14 protein-coding genes and 1 pseudogene are annotated in these 10,447 nt (G+C 73.2%); 9 read left to right on the top strand and 6 right to left on the bottom strand.

Translation table 11 applies throughout. From position 1 onward, the window contains the following. Window positions 1-276 (top strand): neocarzinostatin apoprotein domain-containing protein (locus tag AB0O40_RS36350; RefSeq protein ID WP_365048402.1); only part of this gene is annotated, 276 nt, incomplete at its 5' end. A 592-nt stretch (window positions 277-868) separates the two neighbouring features. Here the strand turns inward: AB0O40_RS36350 and AB0O40_RS36355 are convergent. Continuing rightward, window positions 869-1,201: a DUF6233 domain-containing protein gene (locus AB0O40_RS36355; RefSeq protein ID WP_365050286.1), complete on the bottom strand. Its 333-nt coding sequence runs from the start codon at window positions 1,199-1,201 to the stop codon at window positions 869-871. Window positions 1,202-2,075: 874 nt separating this feature from the next. On the opposite strand from AB0O40_RS36355, the gene AB0O40_RS36360 reads away from it, so the two are divergent. Together AB0O40_RS36360 and AB0O40_RS36365 are read left to right on the top strand one after the other, a co-directional pair. After that, window positions 2,076-2,969: a hypothetical protein gene (locus AB0O40_RS36360; protein WP_365050288.1), complete on the top strand. Its 894-nt coding sequence runs from the start codon at window positions 2,076-2,078 to the stop codon at window positions 2,967-2,969. A gap of 112 nt (window positions 2,970-3,081) precedes the next feature. Then, entirely contained in the window at window positions 3,082-3,498 is a 417-nt protein-coding gene (locus AB0O40_RS36365; protein ID WP_365050290.1) for a hypothetical protein, read from the top strand. Here AB0O40_RS36365 and AB0O40_RS36370 read toward each other — a convergent pair. Further along, entirely contained in the window at window positions 3,492-4,034 is a 543-nt protein-coding gene (locus tag AB0O40_RS36370; protein WP_365050292.1) for a hypothetical protein, read from the bottom strand. The genes AB0O40_RS36365 and AB0O40_RS36370 overlap by 7 nt on opposite strands. A 53-nt stretch (window positions 4,035-4,087) precedes the next feature. Between AB0O40_RS36370 and AB0O40_RS36375 the strand changes: the two genes are divergently transcribed. Then, on the top strand, window positions 4,088-4,774 hold the full coding sequence (locus AB0O40_RS36375) for a LysE family translocator (protein ID WP_365050294.1): 687 nt from the start codon (window positions 4,088-4,090) through the stop codon (window positions 4,772-4,774). Between the two features lie 14 nt (window positions 4,775-4,788). Here AB0O40_RS36375 and AB0O40_RS36380 read toward each other — a convergent pair whose 3' ends face one another. Next, on the bottom strand, window positions 4,789-5,229 hold the full coding sequence (locus tag AB0O40_RS36380; protein WP_365050296.1) for a VOC family protein: 441 nt from the start codon (window positions 5,227-5,229) through the stop codon (window positions 4,789-4,791). A gap of 341 nt (window positions 5,230-5,570) precedes the next feature. Between AB0O40_RS36380 and AB0O40_RS36385 the strand changes: the two genes are divergently transcribed. Then, on the top strand, window positions 5,571-5,795 hold the full coding sequence (locus AB0O40_RS36385) for a hypothetical protein (protein WP_365050298.1): 225 nt from the start codon (window positions 5,571-5,573) through the stop codon (window positions 5,793-5,795). Between the two features lie 106 nt (window positions 5,796-5,901). Here AB0O40_RS36385 and AB0O40_RS36390 read toward each other — a convergent pair whose 3' ends face one another. Beyond that, entirely contained in the window at window positions 5,902-6,636 is a 735-nt protein-coding gene (locus AB0O40_RS36390; protein WP_365050300.1) for an SOS response-associated peptidase, read from the bottom strand. A gap of 139 nt (window positions 6,637-6,775) precedes the next feature. Continuing rightward, the gene (locus AB0O40_RS36395; protein WP_365050302.1) at window positions 6,776-7,084 is read right to left on the bottom strand and encodes a DUF1330 domain-containing protein; all 309 of its coding nucleotides are present in this window, start codon (window positions 7,082-7,084) and stop codon (window positions 6,776-6,778) included. Window positions 7,085-7,311: 227 nt separating this feature from the next. Between AB0O40_RS36395 and AB0O40_RS36400 the strand changes: the two genes are divergently transcribed. The 4 genes from AB0O40_RS36400 (at window position 7,312) to AB0O40_RS36415 (ending at window position 10,067) form a co-directional block, all read left to right on the top strand. Beyond that, the gene (locus AB0O40_RS36400) at window positions 7,312-7,674 is read left to right on the top strand and encodes a MarR family transcriptional regulator (RefSeq protein ID WP_365050309.1); all 363 of its coding nucleotides are present in this window, start codon (window positions 7,312-7,314) and stop codon (window positions 7,672-7,674) included. Continuing rightward, window positions 7,671-9,143 carry an MFS transporter gene (locus AB0O40_RS36405; RefSeq protein ID WP_365050304.1) on the top strand — a complete coding sequence of 491 codons (1,473 nt, stop codon included), beginning with the start codon at window positions 7,671-7,673 and terminating at the stop codon, window positions 9,141-9,143. Before AB0O40_RS36400 ends, AB0O40_RS36405 begins: the two co-directional genes overlap by 4 nt. A 149-nt stretch (window positions 9,144-9,292) precedes the next feature. After that, a complete protein-coding gene (locus AB0O40_RS36410; RefSeq protein WP_365050305.1) occupies window positions 9,293-9,454 on the top strand; it encodes a hypothetical protein in 162 nt (53 codons plus the stop codon). A 109-nt stretch (window positions 9,455-9,563) separates the two neighbouring features. Then, the gene (locus AB0O40_RS36415) at window positions 9,564-10,067 is read left to right on the top strand and encodes an N-acetyltransferase (RefSeq protein ID WP_365050307.1); all 504 of its coding nucleotides are present in this window, start codon (window positions 9,564-9,566) and stop codon (window positions 10,065-10,067) included. A 32-nt stretch (window positions 10,068-10,099) separates the two neighbouring features. Here AB0O40_RS36415 and AB0O40_RS36420 read toward each other — a convergent pair. After that, a pseudogene (locus tag AB0O40_RS36420) lies at window positions 10,100-10,447 on the bottom strand (hypothetical protein); the annotation flags it as partial.

Raw genomic sequence — 10,447 nt, forward strand, 5'->3', positions numbered from 1 at the left:
GACGGCCAGTCGGTGACCGTGAGCGGTGTCGGCTTCGGTGCCGGTGACGTCGGTGTCGCCCAGTGTGTCGACGGTCTGGTGTGTTCCACCGCCGTAGTCGCGACCGCCGATGCGCAGGGTTCCTTCGGGACCTCGCTCGCGGTGAAGAAGACCTTCACCGCGACCGACTGGTCCACCGGTGCGAGCATCCCGGTCGACTGCTCCGTGCAGCAGTGCCGGGTCGTGGCCTGGCAGGAGTCCACCGGCCAGATCGGCCAGAACATCTCCTTCAACTGAGGCCCGCGGTCGGTGGCCGGTGCCCGCACCGGCCACCGCGCGGCGACCCCGCGCAACCACCGCACCTCGCGCAGCACGACGACCGGCCTCACGACGGCCGATCGCACGACGACCGGCCTCACGACGGCCGATCGCACGATGAGCGGCCTCACGACGGCCGATGGCACGATGACCGGCCACACCATGGCCGATTGCGCGACGAGCGGCCACACGACGGCCGACTGCACGATGACCGGCCGCACGACGGCCGATTGCGCGACGAGCGGCCCCACCACGGCCGATCGGCACGACGGCCGGCCCCACCACGGCCGATCGCACCATGACCGGCCTCACCACGGCCGATCGGCACGACGGTCGACGGCACGACGACCGGCCGTACCAAGACCGATCGCACCACGATCGGCCGCACCGCGACTGACCGCACGGGGACCCCGCGCGGTGGGCACTTCGTAGACCGACCGACTGCGCGGCGATCCCGCGCAGGTCAGGTCGCCCATGGCTGACCGGCCCCGCTACCGGGGAGCTGGTCGCCCCCGCCCGCGCCGGACGGACGTACATCCGTGGGGCCCGGACTCGCCCCGCGCGCGGCGGATCAGTCGAGGACGCCGAGCGCCGTGTCGGGGCGGCAGTGGATACACGCGGGTACGCCCTCGGCCAAGAGCCGGCGCACCTGCTCGGCGGTCCCCGGGACGCACCGCTTGCCGGCGTCCCAGCACCCCCCGGTGTGCAGCCGGGACGGCAGCTGCCCACCGCCTATGCCGCGCTCCACCAGCCACGCGGGAGGCTCGGGCGGCGGCTGCCGGCGGACGGCGGCGGCCTCCCGCTCCTCGGCGGCCAGCAGCGCCTGCTCCGCGCGGCCGAGCTCGCCGCGCAGGTAGGTGATCAAGATCTTGAGCCGGGGCGGGTCCGGTGGCAGCACGGACACGAGGGGTCACCCACCGTCTTCGTCCGATGCCCGCCGGGCGCTCTTGCACTCCTCGCACAGCGGACTGCCGCCGGGCCCGTACCGGATGCAGGGCCGACGGCACCGCACGCAGGGCCCGGTCGCCACCGGCGCCGGCCGGGGCGGTGCCTCGTCGATCGGCCGGCTCATGCCGCCTCCTCTCGTCCCGCCGGTACGCACGCCCGAGCGGCCCGCCGCAGGTCGGCACCACCGGCCCGCACCCAGCAGGGATGGCCGTACAGCCGCCCGGAAAGCGCGATCAGCCGCCGCCGGGCCGCCGTACCCCCGGCCGTGGCCGGTGTCCGGGCGAGCTCTGCGTACGCGCGGAGCCAGTCCTGCTGCAGAACGAGCAGGTCATCGGGGAAGTGCATCGATGTCACACTCCACTGAAACACATGTTCGAATATCCATGCGAGCCCCACCGGCCGTAATCACCCGGTCGGAGTCGTCGGTGGCGTCAAGAGGGGCCTGTGTCCTGGACGGCTGTGTCGCGCTTTCGTGCAGTGGGGCCGCCGCGTGGTAATCCTCTCGGCTGATCCACATGATCCGCTGGGTTGATGTGGCAGGAGTCGGGGGCGGTGGAGGCTCGGGTGTCAGCCGTGCCGAGCCGGAGGTCGCCGTGTCCGTTCTCTACAAGTCGCCTACAGGTAGCGGTAGTTCGGCGCATACGGCGAGATCCGGGTGGGTGGTGCGGGCGCGTCGGTGGCCTCGGTGGACGCCGTATGCCGCCGCGATGTGGGGCGGGGTCTACGCGGCGGTCCAGGGTGGGTGGGCGGTGACGGGCACCACGGTTCCCCTGACACCGGACGAGCCGTACCCGCCGGCGACGCTGGCGTTTCTCGCTGTCGTGGGCGTCGTGACCGTGGGGGCGGGGCTGGCGGCCGCCCGTGAGTGGCAGGGGTGGCGGCACGTGGTCACGACCGTCTCGCTGTGCGCGGCGGTCGTGGTGTTCCTGTTAGGGGCGGCCAGCCTGCCCGCGCACTTCGTGACGCTGGCCTCGGGTTCGGGCGTGGAGAGCGCGACCGGCCTGGCCGACGTCCTGCTGCACGCGGTGGGTGCCGGCCTGCTGATCCCGGCGATGCTGTCGTTCCGGCGTCGGCACCGTGGCCGGTGCCCGCGGTGCGGGGGCACCCACCAGGGCGAAAGCAGCGGGCCGCTCGCTCATCCCGCCCCGTCCGTCGCTCCGCGGCGCACCCGCGTCGCCGTCTTCCTGCTGATGGGCGGCCTCCTGCCATGGGCGGGGGTCAAGACGATCTGGACGCTGGGGGGCAGTGCGATCGGCGTCACGGCGGAAGGCTGGCGACGTGACAACGCGGGCGCGTCCGGGATCGCCAAGGCGCTGGCCTCGGTGGGCATCGACGTGACCGTGCTGGCGGCCGCGGCTGCGATCTTCCTGCTGCTCGGCCTGATGTATCCGTGGGGGCAGGTGTTCCCCCGCTGGACCCTGCTGCTGTCCGGGCGGCGGGTGCCGCGGCTGCTGCCGCTGGTGCCGGCCTGGGCGACGGCCTTCGGCCTGTCGCTGTACGGGGTCTTCCTCGTGGTGGTCTTCGTCCCGTTCACCGCCCTCGGGGTGTTTCCGAAGATGGAACCGACGGGCGCGTTCACCACCAGCTCGGGGCTCTTGTGGATGGCGGCCTTCGGCGGCACGGCCTTCACGGGCCTGGGCTTCGGCCTCGCCCTCGCCGCCCGCTCCTACGCCCTGCGCACCCGACCCACCTGCTCGGACGCCGGCACTCCGATGGGGACATGACCTTCCCGAGCCCGATCACCGGGCTGCCTCGTCGAGCAGGGGCGGGCGGCTGCTCGTCGACAGATCGGGGACCGCTTTACAGGGTCCTTCCGGGCGGTGAGAAGCTGGACCCGTGGACGACCTCGACGGACGTGAGCTGCGGGACGCGATCGCCGCGGCGGAATCGACGGACTGGTCCGTGCGGGCCGCGGCGGGACGGCGGTTGGCGGCCGGGGCCCGGGTGGAGGATGTCGCCGAGGTCCTGCACCGGCTGCTGCTGGACGCGCGGGACACCGGAGTGACCTCGGAGACGGCGTCGGCCCTGTTGGCCCGGCGGGACCTGGCCGGTCTGCGCCTCGTGCTCGGCGCCCGCGCGGTCGCCTCCGACCAGGGGACCGCCGACCAGCTCGAGGCGGAACTCGACTGCGATCCGCGCTGGGCCGCGGGACAGGACGGCGAGGAATTGCTCGCACAGCTGAGGACGCTGGCAGCGGACCGGGACCCCGAGGTCAGGAGCGAGGCCCGGTTGCGGCTCGCACGCTGTCAATGACCCGGGGCCGGCGTCCGGTCCCCGGCCCCGCCGTCGGCGCACGGCCCGTGGCCCGAGGTCCAGAAACCGGCCTTGTCGAGGACCCACTCCTCCGGCCGGGGAGCCGCGGAAGCCGCCCCGTGGGTGAAGGCGAAGCTCACGTGGACGCCTTCGGCGGGCTTCAGCGCAAGATCCCGCTGCGCGAACTCGTACTCGACGACCTGCCAGCGGCAGCCCTCGGCCCGTAGGGCGGAGACCAGCGCGGGCTCCGTGACCTCGCCGCCGAAGCGGCGCTCCTGCCCGCGGCCCGGCCCGGGCAGCACCACCGGGTCCCGTACCAGCGACAGCGTGAGCGACCGGAGCGAGCGGCACGGGCAGAAGACCATCTCCACCGACCCCGCGCCGAATCGCCGCGGCCATCCCCGCTTCCCGCTTACCGGCCCGAGGTCCACCGGCTCGCCGAGAGCGGCGCTGATCCCGGCCAGCCCCGCCCCCGGCGCCAGTACACCGAGCGCACCCGTCGAGCCCAGCCGCGCCAGCTCCGCCACCCACGTCATCGGAGCATGATCGCACGATGTCCAAGGGGGCCGCCGGGTGCGAGACTTGCGCCATGTTCGTCGAACTCCTCGCGGCCACGGGTGTGCTCGCCGTCCTGACCGTGGTCCCGGGCCCGGACATGGCGGTGGTGACGAAGCGCGCTCTCGCGTCCGGTTGGCGGGACGGCCTGCGGACGGTCGGGGGCATCGTGGTGGGGCTGCTCGTCTGGGGCGTGCTCACCGTCGCGGGGCTGGCCGCCGTGCTGGCGGCGTCGAGCGTGGCCTATACGGTCGTCAAGCTCGCCGGCGCCCTCTACCTCGGGTTCCTCGGCATCCAGGCACTGCTGCAGAGCCGGCGCAGCCGCACGGCCGATCCGGCGCCGGACACATCGAACCGAACCCGGACAGAGACGCAGGCACAGACCCAGGCCCAGCCCCAGACCCAAGCCCAGATCTCGGGCCCGGTCGGCAATCCCTGGCGTACCGGACTGCTCGGCAACCTCTTCAACCCCAAGATCGCCGTCTTCTACACCGGCCTGCTGCCCACCCTCGCGCCCGCCGGTGTCTCCGCGCACACCGGGATGGCCCTGCTGGTCCTCGTCCACGCGGCCCTGACGCTCACCTGGCTCGGCGGCTACGTGCTCGTACTGGCCAGGGCCCGCGCCGTGTTCGAGAAGCCCGCCGTACGACGGGCCATGGACCGCGTCACCGGTGTCGTCCTGATCGGTTTCGGGATCAAGGTCGCCGCATCCCAACCCTGAGGCAGCGCCCGGGCTCAGCCCAGTTGCTCGGCCAGGCCGACGATGACGCCCTCCGGGCCGCGGACGTAGCAGAGCAGGAAGACGTCCTCGAAGCGGGCGATCTCGCCGAGGAGTTCGGCGCCGTGGGGGCGCAGCCGGGCGACCGTGTCCTCGATGTCGTCGACGGCGAACATCACGCGGTGGGTGCCGACGATGTTGTGCGGCTTGTCGCGCGGCTCGGTACGGGTGGCGGCGGGGTGGTGGTACCTCGCCAGCTCGAGCTTGCCGTGCCCGTCGGGGGTGCGGACCATCGCGATCTCACAGCGGACGCCGTCCAGCCCGGTGCACTGGTCGGCGAACCGGCCCGCCACCTCCATCCGGCCTTCCAGTTCCATGCCGAGCTCCAGGAAGAACGCGACGGCGGCGTCCAGGTCCTCGACGACGATGCCGACGTTGTCCATCCGCTGAACGGCCATGCTGGTCTCTCCCTCTTCCGCGCGGCCCTCGGTGGCCGCTGACATCCCTGGGACGGAGCCGCGCCCCCGTTCTCGACATCCGCGGGCCGCCGGACTCCGGCGAATCCTCCCGACCCGAGGCCCCACCCCGTCCCCGCAAAAGAACGCCGGCCGTATTTCTGCGGGTGGAATTGCCTGGGGCGGTACCCGCCCGCGGTGGTCGACTGGTCCTGCCGCACGGGGGGCCGCCCCGCACCGGCGGGACCCCTACCGCCGGCGCGCAGCGCCCCCGTACGGACCACCTCGGTGGTCCGGGAACGACCGGCGGCACATGTCGAGCACAGCGAAAGGCGAGAGCCATCATGAAGCAGAAGATCACCCTGGTCGCCGGTGCCCTGGCACTGGCCGGTGGCGCCGTCATCGCGGCCGCGGCCACGAGCCAGGCGTCCGGTACGGAGCACGGCGCGTCCGTGTCCACCCCCACCCCGCAGGCGACCGTCGTCTTCTCCCAGCCGTCGGTGTCCGATTCCCACCACGTCACGGCCTTCGGCGACTTCGGCTCGGGCCGCAAGCCGCCGCGCGCCTGACGCGGACCCCGTACCCGGCGGCCCGGACCCGGGCCGCCCGCCCTCGTCCCGCTGCGCCCGGCGCTCACCCCTCCAGCCGCGCGCAGCGGGACGAGGGCGTTCCACGTCAGACCGGTGCGAGCAGCTGGGGGCCGTTGTTGCGGACGCTGTTCACGGCCGTGGAGACCGCGGTGACGGTGAGGTGCCCGTCCGCCGGGGTGTGCAGGAGCGCCCGCAGGTCCGCCGCGTTCTGGTGGCCGGGGTCCAGCCAGGTGCCGTAGTCGGCCGGGTGGAGCGCCAGCGGCATCCGGGGATGGACCTGGCCGGCCGCGTCCGTGGCCTCCGTGGTGATGATCGTGGCGGTGGTCAGCCAGGCCGCCGGGTCGTCCTCGTCCTTGACCGACTTGTCGCGCCAGAACTCGTACAGGCCCGCCATCGCCATCACGCCCCGGTCCTCGGGCCGGATGAAGTACGGCTGCTTGTACGCCTTCGCCGTGTCGCTCGCCGGTACCGCGACCCACTCGAAGAAGCCGTCCGCCGGGAGCAGGCAGCGCCGCTTGGTGAAGGCCTTCCGGTAGGCGGGCTTCTCGTGCACCGTCTCCATCCGGGCGTTGATCATCCGGGCGCCCCCGGACGGGTCCTTGGCCCAGGACGGCACCAGCCCCCACCGCATCGGCCGCAGCTGCCGGGTCAGCTCGCCGGTGCCCTTGTCGACGCGTTCCAGGACCGTCCAGACGTCGTCCGTGGGAGCCACGTTCCACGACGGCGGCGGCACCCCCCGGCCCGGATCGGCGACCGGGGTGGCGTCGAAGAGGCCCGCGAGGTCTTCGGGGGCGCGCGAGGAGGCGTAACGGCCGCACATGCCGCCACTCTCTCACCGCGAGCGGTCGCCCGCACGGTCCCTCGCCGCCCCCGGTCCGCCCCGCCGCCAGCCGGGTGCCGGCCGTCGAGCGGGACATGCGTCGGCGGTGGTCGGCCGAGGCCTTCGACTGCCTGACGTGTTACACGTCTGAGACGTCTTCGAGCCCTTCGACGATGCGGAAGTCGCGCTCGACGGCGTCGGAGAGGACGGCCAGCGCCTTCTGGTAGGCCTCGCTCTCGTATGCCGCGACGGCCAGGTCGAAGCTGTCGAACTCGATCAGGATGGCGCGTTCCGGCTTTCCGTCCTCGTGGGCGACGACCCGGCCGGTACGGGACAGCAGCCGCCCGCCCGCCGCCTGGACGGCCGGGCCGGCCAGCGCGTCGTAGGCGGCCAGCCTCTCGGGGTCGGAGATGACCCGGTAGACACTGACCCAGTAGCCCTTGGCCATGGAAACCTCCTGTGTTCGCCTGTTCGCCTGTTCGCCTGTTCGCCTGTTCGTCTGTTCGTCTGTTCGCCTGGGAACGGCGTTCGGGACGCACGATGCATAGACTCTTCATATAAATCTTGTATGGTTTTTACATGAGCCGTCAAGACGCCACTGGTGACGCGTCCACCGAGATCGGGTCGGCCCTCTACGGGCTGGCCACCCGGGCCGTGCGGCGGTTGCCGCGTGACCTGAGCATCACCTCTGCCGCCACCCTGGCCACCCTGCACCGGACCGGCCCCCGGCGCATCACCGACCTGGCCGCGACCGAGGGCGTCACCCAGCCCGCGATGACCGTGCTGGTCCGGGTGATGGAGGAGTCCGGACTGGTCGAGCGCAGGGGTGACCCGTCCGACAGGCGGGTCACGCTGGTGCATCTGACCGAAGCCGGTACGTCGTACGTGCAGGCGCGGCGCCAGGCGGGCGTCGACGCCTTCGCCAAGCTGATCGGCCGGCTCGCCGACGACGAGGTCGACGCTCTGCTCGCGGCGCTCCCGGCGCTCGCGCACCTGGCCGAGCTCGAAAGCCAGGACCACGAAGGGCCGAAGCGGTGACGGATCGAACCCCGGAGCGCACGCCCCAGCGCCTCCCACAGAGCGCTGTGGCGCGGCCGCTGGTCCCCGCCCTCATATTCATCGCCCTGGTCGTCGCGGCGGTCGGCAGCCTCGGGACCCCGCTGATCACCAGCGTGGCGACCAGCTTCCACGTCTCGCTCGACAGCGCGCAGTGGACCCTGACCGTCGCCCTGCTGAGCGGCGCCGTGGCCACGCCCGTCCTCGGCCGGCTCGGCAGCGGCCCGCACCGCCGGGCCGCGATCCTCGCCACGCTGGCGGTCGTCGTCGTCGGCAGCGCGCTGACCGTGCTGCCGCTGCCGTTCGCCGGGCTGCTCGTCGGCAGGGCGGCCCAAGGCGTCGGGCTCGGCCTGACGGCGCTGATGATGGGCGTGGCCCGGGACCACCTGCCCGAGGAGCGCGGCACCGCGACCATCGCCCTGATCTCGGTGGTCTCCATCATCGGAGCCGGCGTCGGCTATCCGCTCACCGCGCTCCTCGCCGAGCTCGGCGGCGTACGGGCCGCCTACGGCTTCGGTCTGTTCGTCACCGCCGCCGCCCTGCTGACCGCCTGGCGGTTCGTACCCGCGGCCCCCGAAGGCCGCTCCGCGCACCTGAGCGTGCCGGGCGCACTCGTCCTGGCGGGCGGCCTGTTCCTCGTCCTGTTCCTGGCCGGCCAGCGGAGCCTGTGGGGCCGGCACCTCGCCGTGGCGGTGGCCCTCGCCGTCGTCGCCGTGCTCCTGCTGTGCGTCTGGGCCGTCTGCGAACTGCGCAGCGAGACGCCGCTGGTCGACGTCCGGGCGGTACGGCACCCGGCGGTCGCCGGCGCGAACTTCGCCATGTTCGTCGGCGGCGGCGGCATGTACCTCCTGCTCACGCTCATCACGCGGTACGCGCAGACCCCGCACGGCGCCGGCTACGGCTTCGGGCTGACCACCTTCGTCGCCGGGCTGGTTCTCGTGCCGTTCTCGGTGATGGGGTTCCTCGCCGGCAGGCTCACCCCCCGGCTCCGGACGCGGGTCGACGCACCCCTGCTCCTGGCCGGCAGCGCGGTCATCGTCGGCGGCGGGTTCGTCCTGTTCGCGACGGCCCGGTCGAACCTGGCCGAACTGCTGGTCGCGATGGGCGTACTGGGCTTCGGCGTCGGCGGCTTCTCCGCCGCCATGCCCGGCGTCATCCTGGCCGTCACGCCCCGGAGCGAGACCTCGAGCGCGATGAGCTTCAACTACGTCGTCCGCAGCGTCGGGTACTCCCTGGGCAGCGCGATGGGCGGCCTGGTCCTGGCCGCCGGTACCGACCCCGGGCACCTCTTCCCGGACGACCGCGCGTACACCACCGCGGCACTGGTCGGCATGGCCGCGATGGCGGTCACCGCCCTGACCGCGGCCGCGCTCGCCCGTCGAAGCCCGACCGGGACCGAGGAGAGCGCGGCCACGGCCGCCGGACCTCAGCAGGACCGGTCGAGCCGCTGACGCGCTGAGGGGGCGCCTTAAAGGGCAAAACGCGCCGGTAATGAGGCGCGGTCCGCCCGCATTTGATAGGTGTAGTCCGATCCTGATTCGTCAGGGCGGGCATCCGGCCCCTGGTGGGCCCGGAAGGGGGGAGCGGCGTGATCCCGATCATGCCCACGACACTGCGGCGGTGCCCGGTGTGCGCCGCGGACCAGGAATCCGGGCAGGCGCGCACGCTGACCGTCGCCACGGACCGCCTCCTGGTGACCTGGCACCTGCTCCACTGCCCGCACTACCGCGCCGACCGCGTCCTGATGGACCGCGACGGCTGACCCGGGCCGCCCGACCCGGCCGAAACGCCGCCATGGGCGCGGACGGGTGGCCGGTGCGCGGAGAAAATGCAGGTGAGGGGGCGTCGGCGCGCTGCTACGGTCGGGCATCATGAGCTGGCTTCCCGATCACTTCGTCCACCCCGTCCTGGTCCCGCTGCCGGGCGGCGGTCATCACCTGCGGCCGATCCGGGAGCTGGACGCCCCGCTCGACTACCCGGCCGTGATGGGGTCGCGCGAGCGGCTGTGGGCCGCCTTCGGCCCGGCCTGGGGCTGGCCCGCGGAGACCATGACCTACGAGGCCAACCAGGCCGACCTGCTGCGGCACGAGAAGGAGATCGCCGCGCACCAGTCCTTCAACTACGGCCTGTTCGACGCCGCGGAGACGGCTCTGCTGGGCTGCGTCTACATCGACCCGCCGGAGAAGGCCGGCGCGGACGGCGAGATCGCCTGGTGGGTGGTGGACGAGCTGGCGGGCGGCGAGGTCGAGCAGGCCTTCGACGCGCTGGTGCCGCAGTGGATAGCCGCCGACTGGCCCTTCCAGCAGCCGCGCTTCCTCGGCCGCGAGACCTCCTGGACGGACTGGCTCGCCCTCCCGAAGCATCCCGACGCGTAGCCGGTCGTCACCCGTGCTGATCAGGCAACTCCTCAGACCGGTGCGGGTGCGGCGCGGAGGGCCTGGCGTACGGCGGCGGCGAGTTGGGTGACGGCGTGGGGCGCCAGGGCTTTGGCCGGAGGCCGGCTCGGTGCGCCCTCGCAGGCCGTGCAGGTGCCGGATCGCTGCCCGCGGGGGAGCGGGTCACGGCATCGGTCGCACTCGGCCAGCGGGGCGGCCGCGGGCGGCTCGGTAGGGGGCGCGGGGAGCTTGCGCGCGAGGCGGTCGGCCAGGAGCGCGCGGGGCGAGTGGACCACCGGCGGGGCCGCCGTGAGCTGCACGTCGATCTCGCCGCTCAGCTCCCCCGCCTCGACGCCCTCCCGCAGCACCGACTCGACCAC

The organism is Streptomyces sp. NPDC089919 (assembly GCF_040684615.1).
Taxonomy (GTDB): Bacteria; Actinomycetota; Actinomycetes; order Streptomycetales; family Streptomycetaceae; genus Streptomyces.